A 22,760-nucleotide genomic window follows, 5' to 3' on the forward strand; every position below is an offset into this window, starting at 1 on the left:
ATGCTTTTTAATTATCCCAAGCTAATCATTTCAACTGGCTCAAAAAGTCCGTATAATCCACGCCGAACTTTTTACTATGAAACATGGCTTAGTAAAGCCTGTATGAGCAGAGCAAATGAATCAAACTGATACTAGAAAAGAAACTCTTGAATTTAATAAACTTCAAAAGCGTCTAAGAAGGCATGTTGGTAATGCGATTACTGATTACAACATGATTGAAGACGGCGATGTTGTTATGGCATGTATCAGTGGTGGTAAAGATTCATTCGCAATGCTTGATATTTTGCTTAATTTACAAAAAGCTGCGCCAATTAAATTTGAAGTGATTGCCGTAAACCTTGATCAAAAGCAGCCTGGTTTTCCTGAGCATATTTTGCCTGATTACTTTGAAACGCTAAATATCCCGTATTACATCGTTGATAAAGATACTTACTCAGTAGTAAAAGAAAAAGTACCAGAGGGCAAAACAACCTGCGGTCTGTGTTCACGACTTCGTCGCGGTACACTTTACTCATTTGCAGAAAAAATTGGTGCGACCAAACTAGCACTAGGTCATCACTTGGATGACATCGTCGAAACTATGTTTTTAAATATGTTCCATGGTTCACGATTAAAAGCGATGCCACCAAAATTACGTTCAGATGATGAACGTAACGTAGTTATTCGTCCGTTATCATATTGTCGTGAAAAAGATTTAATTAAATACGCTGAGCACAAAGATTTCCCGATCATTCCATGTAACCTATGCGGTTCTCAAGAAAATCTACAGCGTCAATCAATTAAAGCGATGCTGACAGAGTGGGATAAGAAAACTCCAGGTCGCGTTGAGAGTATCTTTAAGTCTTTACAGAATGTCAGCCCAAGCCAGCTTGCTGATAGAAACTTGTTTGATTTTGAAAACTTACCACTTGATAGAGAAGGCAATCGTGAAAGCTATGACTTTAGCGAGGCGGTGGTCTCATCAACAAACATTGATGAATCATTGTTCATTGATGTAACAAATATATAAAAAAAGCCCCAAACTGGGGCTTTTTTAATACATATTCAGGTTGTTACTTAGCGAGTGGGCTCACATAGCCATCTGGTTTTAGGGCTAAGACATCGCAATCAAGACTATCAATAACGTGCTCTGCAGTATTACCAACAAGCGCAGCACTCAAGCCAGTGCGACCAACAGTACCAATCACTACTAACTCGCTGTTAAGGCGTGCAGCAACATCTGGAATGACATCTTCTGGTAAACCTTCCTCTATGTAGCATTGAGCTTGGTCAATATCAAACCCTTTAGCTAAAGAGAGCGTTGATTCAAAGTGATGTTTTTTAACTGATTCGTTATAAACGCCAGGATTAAACTCTGGGATTTCTATTGCAATATTAACCGGTGTTGCTGGGTACGCATTTACAATATTAAGCGTGGCATTGGCTAAGTCACAAATGAAGCGGGCATCATTAATAATACGCTTGTTAAGTTCAAGGTGTTGCTCATTTTCACTCACCGCGTTCACAGCCGCTAGAATATTCCCCTGAGCTGGCCATTCTTTTTCTTTAACAAGTAACACTGGAGCAGGGCACTTACGAATAAGGTGCCAGTCGGTAGGTGTGAAAATAACCGATTTTAGTGTGTCGTGTTGATGAGTGCCTTTAACAACAAGATCAAAACCATCGTTGATCACGGTGTTAATAATAGCTTCGTAAGGACGGTTATGCCAAACCACACAACTATCAATAGTGAGTTCTGGATAAAGTGCAATTTGTTCATTTAACCATTCTTGGCGGTCTTTTATCACGGCTTCTCGCATTGCTTCACGCTCATCAGCTGAAAGCATAGTTGTCATTTCATAAGAGAAGTCGTAGATACTGAGGAAAGCGGTGATGGTCGCGCCAGATTTTTTGGCTAGATCGATTGAGCGGCTTAAACTGTGTTGCTGCTCTTTAGTTGGGTCTATAACTGCTAAAATTCGTTTAATTGCGTCCATGTGCTGCTCCTTAACTGTTCCGCAAAAAGTAGTACTTTGAGTGTAACCTAAATTTAGAACAGTTAAAGGGGTAAACAGTATAAAGTTGCGTTAAATCAAACTCTATTTACATTTAATTGCCGCTGTTGTAGCAAGTGCCTGCTGGTCCAAAATGGTGATAAACTTGCCCTCAACCTTAATAAAACCAGCCTTTTGAAAGCGACTTAAAAGGCGGCTAATTGTTTCAACAGTTAGGCCCAAGTAGTTACCGATTTCACCACGCGTCATAGTTAAACGGAATTCTTTACGTGAAAAACCACGCTCACCAAAGCGTTCAGCCAAGTTGTAAATAAAACTTGCAAGGCGCTCTTCAGCTGATTTTTTGTTGAGTAACAACAGCATTTCTTGGTCGTAGTTAATTTCATTACTCATTAAACGCATAATTTGTTGGCGCAATTTTGGTAATTTACCGGCTAATTCATCAAGCGTATCGAATGGAATTTCACACACCATAGATGTTTCAAGGGCTTGAGAAAAACTTTGATGTGCCATTTTGTTGATTGCATCGAAACCGACTAAATCGCCAGCTAAATGGAAACCGGTAATTTGCTCGTCACCTTGTTCAGATAGAGTGTAAGATTTAAACGAACCTGAGCGCACAGCATAAATGGCATTTAAGCTTTCACCAGATTCAAATAAATAATCACCTTTATGCAGTGGTTTTTTACGTTCGATGATTTCATCTAGACGATCCATTTCTTGACCGTTTAATGAAAATGGTAAACATAGCTGGCTGATACTGCAATTATTACAGCTAATTGTGCATAAGCCTTTTGACTTGTTTTGTGAGAAGTCCATACATCAAATCCATTCAAATAAGTTAACAACCGCTAAGATTAATGAATTAGCTTATCGGTTGCTATAATTAATAAGTATATACCGTACCATATTATTACGCTGCCTAGAATAACCCTAATCCAAACATGGTTGAAAATAGTGTTTATTTTTTGACTGACTAGACCAATACTAATCATTGCAGGAAATGTCCCTAAGGCAAAAAATAACATTACCCCAGCACCGTGAAGGGCAGAAGGGCTGGTAAGTGCCCAAGTTAGTGCCGAATAAACTAATCCACACGGCAGCCATCCCCATAAAGCGCCATACAACAGGGCCTTTGGCGTTGTATCGACAGGTAGTAAATAACGATTCAGTTTAGATAAATGCTGCCATACTAGCGTTTTTCCTAATTTTTCTAGCCACTGTAGGGTGGGCGCTAGGCGCATGATATAAATCCCAACAAGTAGCATAAAAATACCACTTAGAAACGATAAACCTACTGAGATTGAGGTATTTTGTGCAGCGAAGCGACTACTAATACCGGCTACTAGAGCACCGGCAAGCATGTAACTGAGCGCTCTGCCAAGGTTATAAGCAACAGAAAAGCGAACTGCACGATTTTTGCTAGCGGCAAGTTGTAAACTACTGGAAATACCACCACACATAGCCAGACAGTGACCACTGCCTAACAAGCCCATTACAAATGCACTAATAAACAGCGGATCAATCATTACTTTTGTTGTGCTGCTCTTTATCGTCTTCAAACAGGATACTGTGGCCCTGTTTGTTTAAATCAGAAAATTGTTCGCTTTTTACAGCCCAAAAGAACACACCAATAGCAATTAGCACAAATAAAATGGCAATTGGGATGAGGATGTAGATGATACTCATAGTTTTAATAACCTTAATGAGTTGGTAATAACCAAAATGGAGCTTGCAGACATACCAATAACGGCCATCCAAGGAGCTACAAGTCCTAGTGCTGCAAGTGGTAAAATCGAACCATTGTAAATAAGTGATAATGCCAAGTTTTGCTTAACAATACGGCGAGTCTTCTTCGAGACAGTAAGCAAATGTTCAATGGCGGTTAGATCACTATTGAGTAATACCACATCGGCACTATTTTTGGAAATATCGGCGCCAGTTTCCATCGCAATAGATAAATGGGCACTTGCAAATACCGGGCTATCATTCACACCATCACCAACCATAGCAACAATGGCACCTTTGCTAGCCAATGCTTCAACATGGGTTTGTTTGTCACGAGGGCTACATGCTGCATGTACAGTATCTAAATTTAACTGCTTAGCAATTTGCTCACCACTGTTTGAAGCATCACCAGTTAACATATGACACTTGAGCTGCTGTGAATGCAGTTTAGTAATCAATTTTTCTGCGTTGTTACGTAAGCTATCGGCTAGGTAAAAGCGCGCAACTACTTGTTTATTGATATACAAGGTTGCTTGAGCATCTGCTTTATCAGTATCGAACCAGCCACTTTTACCTATCGCATAGTGCTGATTATTAAGTTCCGCTGTAATGCCTTTACCCGGTTCGATTGTAACATTCTCAATTGGGTTCACTGTATCGTTGAAACCAGCGAACGCATTAGCAATCGGGTGCTCAGAGAAACTTTCAAGTTGCGCTGCTAGTCGTAATGCGTCAGCTTCACTATACTGGCTGTTTACTAGTTCAACTCGCTCTATAGTGAAACGACCTTGGGTAAGGGTGCCTGTTTTATCAAAGGCAATATCGGTTAGTTGCGGTAGCGTTTCTAATACATGGGCTTGTTTAATTAAAATTCCACGCTTTGTCAGGCTTGCTACTGCACACGTAAGGGCGGTAGGAATCGCTAAGCTCAGTGCGCAAGGGCAGGTTGCAACAAGCACCGAAATAGTAATCCAAAAAGCATGCTCAGGGTCTATTTGATACCAGCCAATCGCTGTAATTGACGCAAACACTAATAAACACGCTACAAACCACTGAGCCACCTTATCAGTTATTTCAACTAATCTTGGGCGTTTAGTTAAAGCTGTGTGTTGTAACTTTATAATTTGATTAAGTAAGGTATTTTGACCGATTTTGTTGATCTCAATACGGATCACACCATCGTGGTTAATAGTCCCTGCGTATACTTGATGGTTAATAAACTTATTAACTGGCTGATGCTCACCTGTCATCATGGCTTCATCAACAGTTGTTTGACCTTGTATAATGATACCGTCAGCAGGAATTGTTTCGCCTGCTTTAATTAATACAACATCACCTAGTCTTAGCTTTTTAGCTGCGATAATTGATTCTTGATTGTTTTCATCGATGATACGGGCTGTAAGGGGCAGTAACTTTTGCAAGTTAGCAGTAAACTCACTGGCTTTTAAGCGAGCTCTAAATTCTAAATATTTACCTAGTAATAATAAAAAGGTAAACATACAGATAGATTCAAAATAAACTTCGCCAACAGACATTAAAGTGGCATAACAACTTGCCCCATAAGCACCAAAAATTGCTAAAGATACGGGTAGGTCCATATTTAGCTGTTTTGCTTTTAAACCATTAATCGCATTAGTTAAGAATGGTAGGGCACTATAGAGAATTACCGGTGAAGCAAGCACAAGGCTTATCCAGCGGAAATACTGTTCGAAGTTTTCTTCCATGCCCGAGAACATGCCAAAATACATGGCAAAAGCGAACATCATTACTTGCATGGTCATTAGACCCGCAACACCTAAACGGCGGATATAGGCTTTAGCAGCTTGCTGTTTTTGACTGGCCTCAAGGTCTGCCTGAAACGGATAAGCTTTATAGCCGATTTCGTGTAATGAGGTAATAATTTGGCTAAGCGGAGTAACCGATTTATCCCATTGGATCATGGCACGGTTGGTCGATGTATTTACATCAACGCGTTTTATCGCTTTTAGATTGAGTAATTGTTTTTCGATTAACCACGCACAAGCAGCACAGGTTATGCCTTCAACCGTTAGTAGCACCTCGGATAAATTATTAGAGGCAGAAATAAACTCGTCTTGAATATCTTCGTTATCGTAACTTTTGATCAACTCGAGTTGCTCTGGAACAAGTTGTTCAACTTTACCAGAGCGTACGGTTCTAAATTTATAGTAATCGGTCATGCCTTGGGCGACGATATTTTCTGCAACCGTTTGGCAACCAATACAACACATAGGTTGTGCCTTACCGTCTATTTCGACAGTCGCATTAAAGCCTTTTGGCACACTTTCAAGACAATGAAAGCAATTATCGGACATTAGAGTTTACTACTTATATTCAGGGCTAATCGAAATTGTTTTATCAGTTGGTAAAATGATGTCTTCTTTGAGTTTCCAACTGTTATCTATTGGTTCAATAAACACTGTATATGCGCCGTCAACATGAGCGTCGAGTAGGGCTGTAAAATCGCCATGGGCGTTTTTCATTAAGCTCACATCAAAGTCATTTGCCTTAATGGTGCGATGATAAAATGACATTTTTAAAGAGTGGACATTGCTTGCATCACCTTTAGTGAAGGTGAATGCAACTTTGTCGTTAGTAACATTTAAATCGCCATGTAAATAAAGCGCTTTTGCTTTATTAAATTTGCTGAGTTCAAGGTTAATTGCTTTACCTTTTTTATAGTAATCATCAACAACCATATCTGGGCCGTTACCAATTGCCATATAAATAAGACCAGCGCAGCCAATGATCGCTGCAAGAGGAAAAGAGATTAAAAACCATGGCCAAAAGTTTTTATACCAAGGAGTGGGTTTCATAGTACTTATACCTTTAAAAACGTTGTAAGCATTTTATCGGATTTAAAAGCAAAAGACTAAAAAAAAGCCTCTAGATAGAGGCTTTTTTGATCTTAATTAATCTATTGAATTAAATGATTAATTGTTTATACATTTTTTTAACCGCGTGGTTATTTATCTTGCGATAAGCTGTAAACGTAAGCAGTTAGTAGGTGTACTTTATCTTCACCTAAAATGTCTTTCCATGCTGGCATTACACCTGCGCGGCCATTGGTTAGTGTTTCTTCAACAGCACGTTTTGAACCACCATATAACCAGATGTTATCTGTTAGATTAGGTGCACCAAATGGTAAGTTGTGTGCAACCGAACCTTTACCGTCAGCACCGTGACACGCAGCACACATTGCAAACTTAGCAGCACCTGCAGCAGCGTCTTTTTGGTTAACTGTACGGCCTGAAAGGCTAAGTACGTGAGCAGTCATTTCTTTAATGCCTTGCTCGCCAAGCGCATCACCCCATGGTGGCATTGCAGCTACACGACCATAAAGAAGTGTTTCTTTGATTTTGTCTGGTGTGCCACCATATAACCAATCGTTATCCGTTAGGTTAGGGAAGCCTTGACCACCACGTGCATCTGAACCATGACATTGTGCACAGTTTTGTGAGAACAAACGTTGACCAATCTCAAGCGCTTTTTCATCTTTAACTAGTGTTTCAATATCTTGTTTTGCAAATGACTCAAAGATTGGGCCAAAACGCTCATCAGCGGCAATAAATTCTTGGTCTAATTGAACGTTCTCACCATTAGCTAATGCTTGTTCAGTCGCTTCTTTAGACTCAGCTAGAGAAGTAATACCTTGGTTAGAACTTGTCCATTTACCTAAACCTTCCCAGTTACCTAAACCAGGGTAGGCTGCAAGATAGTATACAGACCAAATAAATGTTGCGAAGAACATGTAAGTCCACCATTTTGGAAGTGGGTTATTTAGTTCTTCAATGCCGTCAAACTCGTGACCACAGCTTTCGCCTTCTTTAACACCTGTGTAGTTTTTCAAGTTCCACAGAAGTAGGCCGAAGATGATAGCAAGACACGCTAGGGTTAATACAATAACCCATATACTCCAAAAGCTAGTCATTTCTCAGACTCCTTTTCCTCGTTAGAGATTGTGTTGTTGTGTTTTTTTTCATCTTCAAATATGGCATTAGCAGCGTCATCAAATCGGCTTTTGCTACGCTTGCTGTATGCCCATACAACAATCACAATAAACAGTACTAAAATTACCAGAGTCAAAATGCCTCTGTATGTTCCGTAATCCATAATAATTACTTCAAGTGTGTGCCAAGCTGTTGTAAGTAAGCGATTAGAGCTTGCATTTCAGTTGCGCCTTTACCATCGTTCATGGCTTCGATTTTCGCAATGTCAGCTTGTAGCTCTTCGTCACTACCATAACCTTTACCGTCGTAACGGTCGCTAGCTTTGTCAATTCCGAAGCTATCACGGAATATTTGAAGCTTTTTAAGTGTATGGGTCGTATCGACTCTGTTTTCGTCTAACCAAGGAAACGCTGGCATGTTTGACTCAGGAACCACTGCACGTGGATCCATTAAGTGAGCATGGTGCCAATCGTCTGAGTAACGCTCACCAACACGAGCTAGGTCAGGACCAGTACGTTTAGAACCCCATTGGAATGGGTGATCCCATACTGACTCACCAGCTACAGAGTAGTGACCATAACGCTCAACCTCGTCACGGAAAGGGCGAATCATTTGTGAGTGACAGTTGTAACAACCTTCACGCACGTAGATGTCACGGCCTTCCATTTCTAATGCTGTAAGAGGGCGTAGGCCATCAACAGGTTTAGTCGTATCATCTTGGAACATTAGGGGAGTAATCTCAACTAGTGCACCAAAGCTGATTGCAAAGACAGTCAAGATAGCCATAAGGCCAACGTTCTTTTCGACTATTTCGTGTTTGTTTTGTGAATTATTATTGCTCATCGTGCTACTCCATTATGCCAATTGTGCGTCAGCGTCTAGTTGAAGCGAATCTTTCTTCGCAGCAATAGTACGATAAACGTTGTAAGCCATAATTAGCATACCTGTTACGATGAATACACCGCCTAGGAAACGCATTACATAGAACGGATACGAAGCTTCTAATGACTGTACAAAGCTGTACATTAACGTACCGTCTGAGTTTACTGCACGCCACATTAGACCTTGCATAACACCTGAGATCCACATTGCTACGATGTATAAAACAACACCAACAGTGTGTAACCAGAAGTGCGTGTTAACTAGTTTAACACTGTACATACGGCCTTGTGAGAATAGTGCAGGGATTAGGTGATAGATAGCACCGATAGAAATCATTGCAACCCAACCTAGTGCACCTGAGTGTACGTGACCTACAGTCCAGTCAGTGTAGTGAGAAAGCGCGTTTACTGACTTGATAGCCATCATTGGGCCTTCGAACGTAGACATACCGTAGAAAGATAGAGAAACAACTAAGAAACGTAGTACTGGGTCAGTACGTAGTTTATGCCATGCACCTGATAACGTCATGATACCGTTGATCATACCACCCCAAGATGGAACGAATAGGATAACTGACATAACCATACCTAAGCTTTGCGTCCAATCTGGAAGCGCAGTGTAATGTAGGTGGTGAGGACCTGCCCAGATGTACAAAGAAACAAGAGCCCAGAAGTGAACTACCGATAGACGGTATGAATAAACAGGGCGGCCTGCTTGTTTTGGTACGAAGTAGTACATCATACCTAAGAAACCAGCAGTTAATAAGAAACCAACAGCGTTGTGACCGTACCACCACTGAACCATTGCATCTACAGCACCTGCGTAGATAGAGTATGATTTAGTTAGTGAAACTGGAATTGCCATGCTGTTTACAATGTGTAAAACGGCAACAGTAATGATGAAACCAGCGTAGAACCAGTTCGCAACATAGATGTGCGATACTTTACGCTTGATTAACGTACCAAAGAATACAACTGCGTAAGTCACCCAAACAACGGCGATAAGAATATCGATTGGCCATTCAAGTTCTGCGTATTCTTTAGAGCTTGTGATACCTAATGGTAAGGTAATCGCTGCTAGTACGATAACAAGTTGCCAACCCCAGAAGGTGAAGGCTGCTAGTTTATCTGAGAAAAGGCGCGTTTGACATGTACGTTGTACGACGTAATAAGACGTCGCAAAAAGTGCACTTGTACCAAATGCGAAAATTACTGCGTTCGTGTGTAACGGACGTAGTCGAGAGTAAGTTAACCATGGTGTATCAAAGTTAAGTGCTGGCCAAGCTAATTGGGCAGCAATCAGAACCCCAACACTCATGCCAACGATGCCCCAAATCACTGTCATAATAGCGAATTGGCGTACAACTTTATAATTGTACTCAGTTTGTGATGCTACTGTTTGGCTCATTTTCTGGCTTCCGCTGCAATTAATGCGTTTTAGAAATGAATTACCCACTTTATTAAAAGTGGGGCCTACTATTACTTCACAAGCGTGTTACCTAAAGCCAACTTAGAGGTGCTAGCTTCAGAAAACAAACTCGAGAAACCCTTATTTTTGCGATGGAAATGATAAAATTTTTGACCTTAAAAAGATAGGTCAATTGCATAAAATTATGACATCAATCAAATTTTAGCGCTTTGTTGGTTATTTTTTGTCAGAGTTTGTATTTTTATTAGCTTATTCCATCTAGCATGGTTGTCTTTTCGCGGGTAGCTAATTAGTATCCGCTTTTATTTTATACAGGCAAATAGAGTGCGAACTAGTTTATTCACCGTGTTCCTTTTTAGTGTGTTTTTAGCTGCATGTGATAGCCAAAGTATAGAAGAGGACAGCACAAGTACAAGTTGTGAGAACAATCGTCATTGTTATTACCCAAATAATGCAGAAGCTTGGCTGAGTAACCCAGACATCAGCCCGGAAACGCCTTTTGCAATTAACCTAAAGCTGCCAAACGGGGCCAAAAATCTAGCTGCAAAACTTGAAGGTGTCACTATGTATATGGGATTCATCCCACTACAGTTTAAACGCAAAGGGCAGGTTTGGGTTGCTGACACTATGGTCGGAGCGTGTTCTGAACCTGTTATGACTTGGAAAATGACGCTTACTTATAACACTGTTGATAATCAGCCTCGTACTTTGTTTTATTATTTCGATTCAATTCAAACTCGCTAACACCAACCGCTATTTTTATTACTCACAGCTTCGAATTTCGCTGAAGCTGTGAGTAACGTCATTACCTTGTCATTTATTTATACTTTAATGCTCTTCATTAAACGTATTTTTATACGTTAGTTTCAAACTGATGGAACAAAAGTAAAAAATCATCCTCTAATTCACTGTTTAACAGGCTAACTTTGTCTATTTAGTTAATTTTAGTGAATAAGTATGGTTAGCAGTCTTACCAAGCTTTTACGGTTTTTATAACGTGGTGTGATCAACTTGTAAAAATTTCATTTGTAGCACTAATTGGGCTTTAGTTACACTTGATTACAAAGTGCGTGCAATTGATTTCAATCATGTTTTTTTTGCTACTAAAGAATCTTACCTTTCTGATATAGAAGTGTTTTTTTCTGTTAACATTGATACATCATGAAACCTTATTACCTGAAATAGGTCCGTCATTTTTGTGGTGTTTTTTATTTAATCTTCCATTCAGTTTTAGTTCAGTTAACTGAGCCTAAGTTGCCCTCCGCTGACTCGTGATTCTAATAATAACGAGCGCTACCTGATTAAAGGTAAATTTCCAACAAGTAGGGTTTTCACATGAAAAAATCAATTCTTGGTTTAGCTGTTGTTTCAGCAATCCCAATGTTTTCAAGCATGCAAGTTTTAGCTGCTGATGATGCAGCAGAGTCTATTGAAAAAATTCAAGTTACAGGTTCTCGCATTAAGCGTACCGATATGGAGACGTCTAGTCCTGTAACTTTAATCGGCGCAGATGACATCAAAGCAATGGGTGCATCAAGCATCGATGGCGTTCTACAAAAAATGACTGCAGCAAGCGGTGCGATGACTAACCCTGCTGTTAACAACGGTTCAGGCGGTAACGCACGTGTTGACCTACGTGGTTTAGGCGCACAACGTACTCTAGTACTAGTTAATGGTCGTCGTATGATCAACTCTGGTACTGGTGCAGCATCTACTGTTGACTTAAACACAATCCCAGTATCAATGATTAAGCAAGTTGAAGTACTAAAAGACGGCGCATCTGCTGTATACGGTACTGACGCGGTAGCTGGTGTTGTTAACATCATCTTAAAAGACGACTTCGAAGGTCTAGACATGAACCTTAACGGTGCTATCACTGGTGAAGGCGATGCAGACGAAACGTCTTTCGATATCACAATGGGTTCAAGCTTTGACCGTGGTAACGTTGTAATTGGTTTACAATACACTGACCGTGGCGATGCTTCTCAAGCAGACCGTGATTTCTCTGATTGTCCAATCGAAGAAGATTACGATAACGGTAGCTTCTACTGTGGTGGTTCTTCTTACACGCCTTTCGGTCACGTTTGGGCTGAAAATGCAAGCTTACAAGGTCAAGCAGACGGCGAGTGGCACGACTTCACTTCAGCAGGTGATGCTTACAACTACTCAGCAACAAGCTACCTTTACACGCCAATGCGTCGTTTAAACCTAACAGGTATCGGCCACTTTGACGTAACTGATGAAACGCGTTTAGTTTCTGAGTTCACTTACTCTAAGCGTTGGTCAACTCAACAAATGGCTCCACAGCCAGTATGGTTTGACTTCACTTATGATGCAGAAACAATGGGTGATTCACTTCTTTCTCACGGTGTAGCTGACGGTGAAGACATCTCTTACGGTCGTCGTATGACTGATGTTGGTCCTCGTGGTTATGAGCAAGTTGTTGACACAGTTCGCGCAGTAATCGGTCTTGACGGTGCATTCGACAATGGTTGGGGCTGGGATACTTCAGTAGTATTCGGTCGTAACGACTCAGTTGACCGCGCAACTAACCTACTAAACATGGGTTCAATCCAAGACGCAATCGAAGAGGGTGACTTTAACCCACTTGATCAAGCTGATTGGTCAGGTAGCAACCTTGCACAGTACAACTACACTGAAAACAATTCAGGTGGTAGCCAATTATTAGTTCTTTCTGCTGGCCTTAACGGTGAAGTAATGGAACTTCCTGCTGGTTACGTTGGTTTCGCTGCTGGTATCGAGCGTCGTGAAGAAAAAGCATGGTACGTTCCAGATTCACTAACTTCACAAGGTCTTGCAAATGACCCACGTGTTGAGCCAACTGGTGGTCGTTTTGACGTAAACGAAGCTTACGTAGAATTCGCTGTTCCACTTCTAGCTGATGCACCATTTGCACAAATGGTTGACTTAAGCGCTGCTGTTCGTGCATTCGATTACAGCACATTTGGTTCAGATGAGACTTGGAAACTAGGTCTAACTTGGCGTGTGAATGACGAACTAATGCTACGTGCTGTTCGTTCAACTGCATTCCGTGCTCCTACAGTATCTGAGCTTTACCAAGGTAAATCACCTTCATTCGAACAAGTAAACTTCCCTGGTGCACAAGACCAAGCTGAAGTAACTGTTGGTGGTAACGACCAATTAACTCCAGAGCTTGCTGATACAGTAACAGCTGGTTTCGTATACGCTCCAGAGTGGTTAGATGGTTTCTCAATGACTGTTGACTACTACGAAATTGAAATCGAAAACTCAATTTCAAGCGTAAACAACCAATACATCGTTGAAAACTGTCTTGATGCTTCTACGGGCGCATACAAGAACCAAGATACTGCACTATGTCAGTCTTCTGCAATCAACTTCAACCAAAGCACTGGTCGCATTAGCTTCAATAACCAATTACAAAACATTGGTAACGAATCTACTAAAGGTTACGACGTAAACTTCAAGTATGCATTTGAAGCTGCAGGTCTTAACTGGCGCACAGGTCTTGATGTAACTATCCTTGATGAGTACATCGTTGATTCAGGCACAAGCACAATCGATTACACAGGTCTTGTAACTTCAGGTATCGGTAGCTACGCGAAAGTTAAGTCTAACTTCACTCTTAACGCGTCTGGCGACAACTGGGATGCACAATACCAAGCACGTATGATCGACGGCTTAGACAGCTATGCATGTCTTGCTGACGATAGCGAATGTCTAGTACCAAGTGTTGGTACTGTTGTATACCACGACATCAGTGGTTCATACATCCTGAACGACACAGTGTCATTCTCTGCAGGTGTTAACAACTTATTCGATAAGCAAGCACCTTACTACTCAGGTAACAATGACTCAAACACTGACCCGTACACATACGATGTACTAGGTCGTCGTTTCTTCGCTGGTATGAACGTTAAGTTCTAATCTAGTTTGAAATGATTACTAAGGCCCAGTTTTTACTGGGCCTTTTTTATTGTCTGAAAGTATATCAACGCGTAAACTATAAGGGTACTTTTAACAAACGAGGCGATATTGCTTAAACAAGACGAAAACTTATCTTTTATTATCGAGCCTGAGCTTAAACCACGCACAGAGCAACGACTCGACCTATATTTCTCCATTCCGAATGAAATGAGTGTTAATCCACAAACACTTAGTGAAGAATCATTCTTTAATAACAATTTTAAATCGCATCTTGCGTACAACGCTAACAACATTCACTTACCGTTAGTGAGAAGTCGCTTTGTTAGTAAAAATAAAGGTGAACAGCAAGATTATCGGCAAAACTTAAACTTGTATTGTTATCAAGTTCGACTAGCGCTGAATGCCGATATTAAAGACACCCTAAAACACCAAGAAGCCGAAGAGTTTTATCCTGCCGCTATCGAATTGTGCGAGCAAACCAAAGGCTTGTTGAAAAAGCTAAGGCGCTATACCCCAGATGATGAAAAGCTACTGCCGTTTTATAAAAACGCCGATAACTACTTAAGTTGGCATGTAGAGCAGTCATTTTTGAAACTACTAGATGAAGGGCCGCGCAGTAGTGATTTTGCAAAAGAGCGCAGCGAGCTTTTAGAGTTTTGTAAAGCAGAAAACAGTTACCGAGAAGAACAAGAGTATAACTCGCAATCAACACTTGAAGATGCAAATCGTATCACTAATAAAATGCGTTTATTACAACGTTTAATTGAGCATGGGGTAGTGCTTACTCGTAGCACCCGTCATTTAAACAGTTATTTAAAACGTATGGTAAAGGGTACCGTAACTGCTGTGATCATGGCATTTGTGATGTTAGTTGTATTAAATGCGCGTTCAAATTTTACCGAAGTAACAGCGACGTTGATTTTGATCTTAGGTGTGATTTATGGCCTTCGTGAAATATTCAAAGAAGATATTACACGGGTGATCTGGCGAGCGATTGTTAGAGGCCGACCAAAGTGGCGCTTTCAGTTTAAAAACAGTATTACTAAAGAGAAGATCGCAAGCCAATACATTTGGCTTGAATACACAAGCTTTAAACGTATTCCGAAAGCTGTGAGAAAAATCTTTTCTAAGCGCCGGCATCAAAATAAACAGGCTGCACAGTGGCTACATTTTGCAAGTGAAACACATGTCAGTGCCAAGGCGTTTTTACCCGGATATGATACGCTTCAACAAACCATGCAATTTAGCTTGGCACCGTTTGCTCGCTACTTAAAGCGAGGCGAAGGTAAGCTCTATCATCTTGATAGCAATAAAATCTCTAAGAAAGCGGTAGAGAGGCGTTATCAATTAAATGTTGTATTAGTGTTTACCCAGAGCGAAGACGAGACTTTGTATCAGCGTTACAAGATTACGTTAAATCGCAGCAAGATTGTCAATATTGAGCGGATTTACTCGCAAACAGATATTCTGAAAGAAAAGATAAATGATGAATGATGAAAAAGGGTGGCCTTGGCCACCCACTAGGGTTTATTTAGCGTCTAAACCTGTTTTGCTGTAAAGCGATACTTTGTCTGACACTAGGGTAATTTCAATGTTTTTGTCTTTGTTACCCCAAATACAGTTAGTGTGTAGTGTTTTTTCTTCACACTTATCAGCAGAGCCTAAAATAGCTTCAACTTCAGTTTTATCCATGCCAATTTCAATTTTTTCGTAGTTTTCTAGACTTACTTTTGAACAGCCAGCTAAAGTAAGTGCCGCAGCAGCTGCTGCAATTGCCATATATTTTTTCATAATTGTATCCATTAATGGTTGTAGCGTCTTATTTGCAAGATCATACCCATACGAGGGTGATCAAAATAATGTATCTCGTTACTGATCACACGTTTAAATTGTGAAAAACGTGCTTTTTCATAATCACCGTTTTCTAGACGCTGACTAATATCAAAATCTGCATTTATAAATAGGTAGTGACGAACATAAATTTTCATTAAACCGTCTAATTCCCACTCTGGCACGTTTTGTAGCTGGTCGGGAATAAAACGTTCAGTAGGATCGATCAAACTGATAAAATCGTTATTTTCATTTTCAAGTGATCTTGTGTTTTTTGCTAAGTGTTCTCCAGCAAATAAGCGGATGCTTGGTGCACTTCTTTCACTCATTTCAGGAAAACGCCATCCTGTATGCAAAATAGGAGATAAGCCCTTTTTATCAAGCTGGTCTTTTTGATCAACAAACTGTAATTGCTCTGGTGCAATTAGATATATTTCGTCAGTATCTTCACGCGGTTCAACAACGGGTGTAACAGGCAGTTGATTATAACTAGCTAAAAAATCAACACTGTCATCACACACATTAGAATGAGGGTTGGTATTGACTAAAGAGTCGGTAAACGAATCAGAGCGAAAGCGGTTATCACCTTCAATACAAGCCTGTTTCGCTTGTGCTGTGTACGCAGGAGATAATATATCTTTGCTACGCTTAGCCTTGATTTCATCGTGTTTTAGACTGAAATCTTCTTGTAAGTAGGGAGCTAGGCGCTGTTTATAAATAAGAACTTCAATTTCAAACCAACGTGTTGCATATGATGAGCTTGTAAATAAGCAACAAAGCAATATTAAACTATTTCTAAACAACATTAATGGCTAACCTTTTTCTCAAAATCTGCAATCATTGCAGTGACCATTTTTAAGCGTTCACGAGCGTTGGCTTCGCTAATTGCAAAGCGCAGTTTGTTTGCGCCATCCATTTTATACACCTGCGGTGCACTTTGTATCAAACCAATGATGAAGCTAGGGTTAACCTTTGTATGCTGGCTAAACTCAAAATAGCCACCTTTCGGGTTTGCTTCAATCTTCTTAATGCCAAGATTACTTGCTTGTAGTTTTAATTGCTGCAAACTGAATAAGTTTTTCGTAGCATCAGGCAGTAGGCCAAAACGGTCAATCAACTCTACTTGTAATTCGTCCATGTCATTGAGATTAGCACAGCTTGCAATGCGTTTATAGATACCTAATCGCGCATTTACATCATGAATATAATCATCGGGTAATAATGCAGGTAGCTTTAAGTCAACTTCAGTTTGCTGGCCAAGTAAGTTCTCTAGGGTTGGCTCTTTGCCTTCTTTTAGCGAGTTTACAGCTTGCTCAAGCATCTCCATATACAAGCTAAAGCCAATGGTTTGCATTTGACCTGATTGATCGTCACCTAGCAGCTCACCGGCACCCCTAATTTCTAAGTCGTGAGTTGCGAGCGCAAAACCTGCACCCAGGTCTTCCAGAGACTCAATCGCTTCTAATCGTTTAACGGCATCTTTACTCAGTGATTTAGGGTTACCAGTCAGGAGGTATGCATAGGCTTGATGGTGGCTGCGGCCAACACGACCACGTAACTGATGCAGCTGCGCAAGGCCAAGCTTATCTGCTCTATCCATAATAATGGTGTTTGCAGTGGGTACATCGATACCGGTTTCGATAATAGTGGTACACACAATCACGTTATATTTTTGGTGATAAAAATCACTCATAATTTGCTCAAGCTCACGCTCGCGCATTTGGCCATGTGCTGTTGTTACGCTAGCTTCAGGAACCCATTCACTTATTTCTTCAGCAACTCGGTCGATAGTTTCAACATTATTATGTAAGAAATACACCTGACCACCGCGTTTAATTTCACGCAGAATTGCTTCGCGAATAAGTTCTGCATCTCTTTGTCTAACAAAGGTTTTAACCGCTAAACGTTTCGCAGGCGGTGTGGCTATGATTGACAGGTCACGCATACCACTCATTGCCATGTTTAATGTACGTGGAATAGGGGTCGCAGTGAGTGTTAAAATATCGACATCGGCACGTAATGCTTTGATTTTCTCTTTTTGACGCACACCAAAACGGTGCTCTTCATCAACAATCAATAAACCAAGATCTTTAAATTGAATATCTTGTTGGATCAGTTTATGAGTACCAATAACAATATCTAATTTACCCTCAGCCATTTTTTCAAGCGTGTCTTTTTGCTCTTTTGTTGAGTTGAAGCGTGATAAAACGCCAACTTCAATAGGTAAATCGGCAAAACGGTCTTTAAAGTTTTCATAATGTTGCTGAGCAAGCAGTGTCGTTGGCACAAGTACAGCAACTTGCTTGTTATCATTTACGGCAACAAAAGCAGCCCGCATGGCCACTTCTGTTTTACCAAAGCCTACGTCACCACATACTAAACGATCCATTGCCTGTTTACTTTGCATATCTCCAAGCACAGATTCAATGGCATTACGTTGATCATCGGTTTCTTCAAATGGGAAGCTGTCGCTAAACTGACGGTAAGCACTGCCATCAAGCTTAAACTTATTACCTGGTTTAGCTTGGCGTTTAGCGTAAATGTCTAATAATTCTGCGGCGACATCACGAACTTTTTCAGCGGCACGTTTCTTGGCTTTTTCCCATGCATCGGAGCCCAATTTATGGAGCGGGGCAGAGGCCTCTTCGCCACCAGAATAACGGCTAAGCATATGTAACGCAGAAACAGGTACGTATAGTTTTGCCTCGTTGGCGTAGATGATCGTAACAAACTCAGTAATTACACCGGCAGCATCAATTGTTTCAAGCCCTTGGTAGCGGCCTACACCATGATCAAGGTGAACAATTGGCTGGCCTTCACGCAGTTCAGCAAGATTACGAATAAGTGCATCTTGGCTGGCTTCGTATTTATGTTTACGACGTCTACGTTGCGATACTTTAATGCCTAATAATTCTTGTTCAGTGATAATGGTTAAACGCGGTTTACCGTCTAACACCACACTTTGTTCAAGTGGCGATACTATTAAGCCAACATCACTAGCACTATTTGTAAAATCGCTGAAAGACTCGAATTCTTTGAGCTTTAAACCACTTGGTTTTAATAGTGTCAGTAAAGATTCGCGACGTCCGTCAGATTCAACCGACAGCAGTACGCGGCCTTTTTGTTTTTTCTCACTAGCAACATAGTTAATTAAACCTTGGTAAGGCTCATGTAGCTTATGATCTATACGTACGTTTGGTAGCTCTTTACTGGCAAGGTTTGTATGGCCTGCTTTAGTGCCTAGTTTCGCTTGAGATAAACGAATACGTGCGTATTTACCAAACTCACCAAAGAGTTCATTAACGCTTTGATATAGTTTTACAGGTTCAAGTAAAGGCCTAAGTGGATCAACACGGCGGTTTTCATAGCGAACATTTACATCATGCCAAAATTGATCAGCAGCATGTTCAATATCGCCAAAATGCATAAACGTCGTATTGCTAGGTAAGTAATCGAATATAGTTGCCAATTCATCAAAGAACAGAGGCATATAATATTCTATACCGGCAGGCCATGTACCTTTGGTGACCTGCATATAAATTGAGTCTTGCTCAGAGCTTGCGCCAAATTGCTCACGATAATTGATACGAAAACGCTCAATGTCAGAGTCGTTAGTTGGAAACTCATGAGCTGGTAATAGCTCAATTTTGTCTACTTTTTCATCTGAACGCTGGCTTTCAACATCAAATAAACGAATGCTGTCGAGCTCATCATCAAAAAAGTCTAAACGGAATGGGTGAGGGCTACCCATAGGATACAAGTCAACGATAGAGCCACGGATAGCATATTCACCATGCTCCATCACTTGTTGTACATGCAAATAGCCTGCTTGTTCAAGATTTTCACGTAGAGTGTGCGTATCTAAGGTATCACCCACTTTAAAGTTAAGGGTTGACCCATAAATAAATGATGCTGGCGCTGTACGAAGCATCAAAGTTGATACAGGTACGATTAAAACACTTTGTTGTTCTTTTTTTAATGTGTTTAACGTGGCTAAGCGTGCAGAAATAATATCTTGGTGTGGTGAAAAATGATCATAAGGCAGCGTTTCCCAGTCAGGAAAGACCATGACTGGGTTTTCAGGCAATAGAAATTCTAACTCAGTTTCAAGGCGTAGGGCGCTTGGCGTATCTGGGGTGACTATCACAACCAGCTCGTTGTGTTGTTTTACACCTTCTGCGATGGCGATGCTAAGTCCGCTACCAGTAAGTTGTCCCCATTGAATTTTATCTTTCTCAGATTTTACCCAAGGCAATGCTGCCCATTGCGCAAACGCCATTTACTACTCCTTTAAACTGTTTTTACTGCTTAGTCTCGATAAATCTTAGTTAGGTCTTGATAGTGGTCGATACGACGATCACGAAGGTAAGGCCAAATTCGACGTATGTTTTCACTACGTGCTTGGTCTAATTCAACAACTAACAATTGCTCATCGCTGTTGTTAGCCTCGGCTAGAATCTCACCCTGTGGGCCCGCGATAAAAGAGTTACCCCAAAACTGAATACCTTCGCTTTGGCCGCTTGGATCACTTTCGTGGCCAACACGGTTACAGCTGATCACAGGCACGCCATTGGCAACGGCATGAGCGCGTTGTGAAATAACCCACGCGTCTTTTTGACGTGTTTGTTCGTCTTTCTCATCGCGAGGGTCCCAGCCAATCGCAGTTGGGTAAATTAAAATCTCAGCCCCCGACATTGCCATTAATCGTGCGGCTTCAGGAAACCATTGATCCCAGCACACTAATACGCCTAATTTACCAACAGACGTTTGAATAGGCTGAAAACCTAAATCACCGGGTGTGAAGTAAAATTTCTCGTAAAAGCCAGGATCATCAGGAATATGCATTTTGCGGTATTTACCGGCAATGCTGCCGTCAGTTTCAAGCACCACAGCGGTATTGTGGTAAAGACCTGTCGCACGTTTTTCGAATAATGATGACACAATCACCACATTCAACTCTTTGGCAAGTGCGCCTAAGGTATCTGTACTTGGGCCCGGAATTGTTTCTGCTAAATCAAAAACGTCTACATCTTCGGTTTGGCAAAAATATAAACTACGGTGTAGCTCTTGAAGAACAATAAGCTTAGCGCCTTGGCTTGCTGCATCGCGTATACCTGCAATCGATTTTGCCATATTGTTTTGAGCATTATCGGTGTTTGATTGCTGAACAAGAGCAACCTTTAAATGCGTTGGTTTAGTCATTGTTTGTTCCTGCTAAAAAGCCGCGCGGTAATTGCATTGTAATACAGTGTAAGCTGCCAAATTGGTGAATAATTGGCAGGCAATTAATACCAACAACAGTGTGGTCTGGGTATGCTTTGGCAACCTGACCAAGTGCAAGTTGGTCGTTTTCGTCACCATAAATTGGCACTAAAACGGTTTTATTGATGATTAAATAATTAGCGTATGTGGCTGGTAGTCGCTCACCGTCTTCATTGAATACCGCTTTTGGCCAAGGTAAGGCAATAAGCTCATAGCTTTCACCGTTAGCGGTTTTAAATGATTGCAGTTGCTTTTCCATGGCATCAAGGGCAGCAAAATGTTCATCATTTTTATCATCACACTGCACATAAACTAGGGTGTTGTTTGGTGCAAAACGTACCAGCGTATCAATATGGCTATCGGTATCATCACCAGCAAGATAACCGTGATCAACCCAAAGGAAAGAAGTAGCCCCTAGTTGGTCAACAAGCGTTTGTTCTATATCCGCTTTTGTAAGTTCTGGGTTACGATTTGGGTTTAATAAGCATTCGCTGGTTGTGAGTATCACGCCGTGTTCATTAATTTCAACGCCGCCACCTTCAAGAACCAGCTCACTTTGCTGATAAGCATTTTTAGGATTAGCGACTTGCTTTACAAGCACTTGATTAATTTGGTTATCGAGATCACTTGCAAATTTATTGCCCCAGCCATTAAAAATAAAATCCATCACTTTTAATTGGGTTGCGTCATCAATATTCGCGCAGGTCAATGGGCCATGGTCACGTGCCCAGGTATCGTTACACGGTGTCACCACAAAGTGAATGCGACTTGCATCGACATCAGCTTTTGCAAGTAAAGCTGCAATATGTGTTTTTAGGGCATTATCATGGGCCACGATAACAACATCTTGTTGTTGGCTAATTGCTTGGCAAAGCGCTACATACACAGGCTCAACAGCGGTTAAATTTGCTGCCCAATCAGTGTCTAGATGAGGCCAAGTGAGCATAACGGCATCTTGCTCAGCCCATTCAGGTAAAAGTCTAAATTTCATGAAGGTAATAAACAAACTAAGGTGGGGCTAGTTTAGCATTTTAGCCATAGATGTCAGCTTTTTGTGCGCGATAAAGCGCGATTTTTAACTATCTTGCGGATTGTTTTCTTGTTGACGTTTTTTTAGTTGGCGTGTTTGTGCGTGTAAGGCCGCTCGAACGACTAAATCTTGGTCAGCATCACGAATAGCAGTAAACAATAACGTGTATTGATATTTATCATCATCGCATTTTTCAATCGCCACTAATTCGGTGTAGCAATAAATAGCTGACGCCTCATGTTGTAAAAACAACTTAGTGCGAAATGTTTGACCTAATTCATAGACCTCAGATGAGGTAAGCTTTACACCACCACCGCCGTAACTGTCGCAATAGTTTGCGTTATCGTCTGGTTGCTCAGAGGCTAAGATATGACTCATGATTAAATCGATTTTACGAGACTGCGCCTGTAAAAACGCTGCTAATTCTTGTGCAACATCACCTAGATTACGTAGTGGTCGTAAGCTCGTTTGCTCAAGCTCATTTACTTCGTTGGCAAGTTTGAATAAAGCAGGAATATCGGCCTCGAGCTCAGCATTGGTTGTTGGCACAGCACTTGGTTCAACCGGGTACAAATTGACACGGTTGCTCTCGTTAATTTGAAAAAATTGTTCAAATTCGGCTAATTTTTGATTATTCATGCTGCACTCCACACATCTTTCCTTAATACTAGCGTTCGAAGCTGCAAATTGCTAGTAATCAAATAAGCAAAA

The 22,760-nt window shown here is 40.9% G+C and carries 20 protein-coding genes; 4 read left to right on the top strand and 16 right to left on the bottom strand.

Annotated elements, in window-relative coordinates:
- Positions 1-115: 115 nt before the first annotated feature.
- Positions 116-1,009 (top strand): tRNA 2-thiocytidine(32) synthetase TtcA, encoded by an 894-nt coding sequence (gene ttcA, locus J8Z25_RS07695; RefSeq protein ID WP_130051653.1) that lies wholly within the window; start codon positions 116-118, stop codon positions 1,007-1,009.
- Positions 1,010-1,052: 43 nt separating this feature from the next.
- On the opposite strand, the gene uspE is transcribed toward ttcA, so the two are convergent.
- The 10 genes from uspE to ccoN form a co-directional block, all read right to left on the bottom strand.
- Complete coding sequence (gene uspE / locus J8Z25_RS07700) at positions 1,053-1,976, bottom strand: universal stress protein UspE (RefSeq protein ID WP_130051652.1); 924 nt, start codon at positions 1,974-1,976, stop codon at positions 1,053-1,055.
- Positions 1,977-2,078: 102 nt separating this feature from the next.
- Positions 2,079-2,813, bottom strand: a complete 735-nt coding sequence (locus J8Z25_RS07705; RefSeq protein ID WP_130051651.1) for an FNR family transcription factor — start codon at positions 2,811-2,813, stop codon at positions 2,079-2,081.
- A 38-nt stretch (positions 2,814-2,851) separates the two neighbouring features.
- The gene (locus tag J8Z25_RS07710) at positions 2,852-3,523 is read right to left on the bottom strand and encodes a sulfite exporter TauE/SafE family protein (RefSeq protein ID WP_250661937.1); all 672 of its coding nucleotides are present in this window, start codon (positions 3,521-3,523) and stop codon (positions 2,852-2,854) included.
- The gene (ccoS, locus tag J8Z25_RS07715) at positions 3,516-3,683 is read right to left on the bottom strand and encodes a cbb3-type cytochrome oxidase assembly protein CcoS (RefSeq protein ID WP_058551123.1); all 168 of its coding nucleotides are present in this window, start codon (positions 3,681-3,683) and stop codon (positions 3,516-3,518) included. Before ccoS ends, J8Z25_RS07710 begins: the two co-directional genes overlap by 8 nt.
- A complete protein-coding gene (locus tag J8Z25_RS07720) occupies positions 3,680-6,055 on the bottom strand; it encodes a heavy metal translocating P-type ATPase (RefSeq protein ID WP_250661938.1) in 2,376 nt (791 codons plus the stop codon). Before J8Z25_RS07720 ends, ccoS begins: the two co-directional genes overlap by 4 nt.
- A 9-nt stretch (positions 6,056-6,064) precedes the next feature.
- Positions 6,065-6,556 carry a FixH family protein gene (locus tag J8Z25_RS07725; RefSeq protein ID WP_130051648.1) on the bottom strand — a complete coding sequence of 164 codons (492 nt, stop codon included), beginning with the start codon at positions 6,554-6,556 and terminating at the stop codon, positions 6,065-6,067.
- 149 nt (positions 6,557-6,705) lie between these two features.
- A complete protein-coding gene (gene ccoP, locus J8Z25_RS07730) occupies positions 6,706-7,671 on the bottom strand; it encodes a cytochrome-c oxidase, cbb3-type subunit III (RefSeq protein WP_130051647.1) in 966 nt (321 codons plus the stop codon).
- Complete coding sequence (locus J8Z25_RS07735; protein WP_062569269.1) at positions 7,668-7,853, bottom strand: cbb3-type cytochrome oxidase subunit 3; 186 nt, start codon at positions 7,851-7,853, stop codon at positions 7,668-7,670. The genes ccoP and J8Z25_RS07735 overlap by 4 nt, the downstream gene beginning before the upstream one ends.
- A gap of 5 nt (positions 7,854-7,858) precedes the next feature.
- On the bottom strand, positions 7,859-8,533 hold the full coding sequence (ccoO, locus tag J8Z25_RS07740; protein ID WP_130051646.1) for a cytochrome-c oxidase, cbb3-type subunit II: 675 nt from the start codon (positions 8,531-8,533) through the stop codon (positions 7,859-7,861).
- 12 nt (positions 8,534-8,545) lie between these two features.
- Positions 8,546-9,979: a cytochrome-c oxidase, cbb3-type subunit I gene (ccoN, locus tag J8Z25_RS07745; protein ID WP_130051645.1), complete on the bottom strand. Its 1,434-nt coding sequence runs from the start codon at positions 9,977-9,979 to the stop codon at positions 8,546-8,548.
- A gap of 345 nt (positions 9,980-10,324) precedes the next feature.
- Between ccoN and J8Z25_RS07750 the strand changes: the two genes are divergently transcribed.
- The 3 genes from J8Z25_RS07750 to J8Z25_RS07760 all read left to right on the top strand — a co-directional run bounded on the left by J8Z25_RS07750 (position 10,325) and on the right by J8Z25_RS07760 (position 15,421).
- Positions 10,325-10,744 carry a hypothetical protein gene (locus tag J8Z25_RS07750; RefSeq protein ID WP_178926884.1) on the top strand — a complete coding sequence of 140 codons (420 nt, stop codon included), beginning with the start codon at positions 10,325-10,327 and terminating at the stop codon, positions 10,742-10,744.
- Between the two features lie 591 nt (positions 10,745-11,335).
- Positions 11,336-13,927, top strand: coding sequence for a TonB-dependent receptor plug domain-containing protein (locus J8Z25_RS07755; protein ID WP_130051643.1), 2,592 nt, complete (start codon positions 11,336-11,338; stop codon positions 13,925-13,927).
- Positions 13,928-14,035: 108 nt separating this feature from the next.
- Positions 14,036-15,421: a hypothetical protein gene (locus tag J8Z25_RS07760; RefSeq protein ID WP_130051642.1), complete on the top strand. Its 1,386-nt coding sequence runs from the start codon at positions 14,036-14,038 to the stop codon at positions 15,419-15,421.
- Positions 15,422-15,454: 33 nt separating this feature from the next.
- Here the strand turns inward: J8Z25_RS07760 and J8Z25_RS07765 are convergent, their stop codons facing one another.
- The 6 genes from J8Z25_RS07765 to J8Z25_RS07790 form a co-directional block, all read right to left on the bottom strand.
- Entirely contained in the window at positions 15,455-15,718 is a 264-nt protein-coding gene (locus tag J8Z25_RS07765; protein ID WP_130051641.1) for a DUF3862 domain-containing protein, read from the bottom strand.
- 11 nt (positions 15,719-15,729) lie between these two features.
- Positions 15,730-16,563, bottom strand: coding sequence for a CsiV family protein (locus J8Z25_RS07770; protein ID WP_250661939.1), 834 nt, complete (start codon positions 16,561-16,563; stop codon positions 15,730-15,732).
- Positions 16,563-20,036, bottom strand: coding sequence for a transcription-repair coupling factor (mfd, locus tag J8Z25_RS07775; RefSeq protein ID WP_167658828.1), 3,474 nt, complete (start codon positions 20,034-20,036; stop codon positions 16,563-16,565). Before mfd ends, J8Z25_RS07770 begins: the two co-directional genes overlap by 1 nt.
- A 29-nt stretch (positions 20,037-20,065) precedes the next feature.
- Complete coding sequence (locus tag J8Z25_RS07780) at positions 20,066-20,959, bottom strand: carbon-nitrogen hydrolase (protein WP_250661940.1); 894 nt, start codon at positions 20,957-20,959, stop codon at positions 20,066-20,068.
- Complete coding sequence (locus J8Z25_RS07785) at positions 20,952-22,010, bottom strand: agmatine deiminase family protein (protein ID WP_178926886.1); 1,059 nt, start codon at positions 22,008-22,010, stop codon at positions 20,952-20,954. Before J8Z25_RS07785 ends, J8Z25_RS07780 begins: the two co-directional genes overlap by 8 nt.
- 84 nt (positions 22,011-22,094) lie before the next feature.
- Positions 22,095-22,688 carry a PilZ domain-containing protein gene (locus J8Z25_RS07790; protein WP_167658826.1) on the bottom strand — a complete coding sequence of 198 codons (594 nt, stop codon included), beginning with the start codon at positions 22,686-22,688 and terminating at the stop codon, positions 22,095-22,097.
- Positions 22,689-22,760: the final 72 nt, after the last annotated feature.

Origin of the sequence: Pseudoalteromonas sp. SCSIO 43101 (assembly GCF_023650775.1) — a bacterium.
Taxonomy (GTDB): Bacteria; Pseudomonadota; Gammaproteobacteria; order Enterobacterales; family Alteromonadaceae; genus Pseudoalteromonas; species Pseudoalteromonas apostichopi.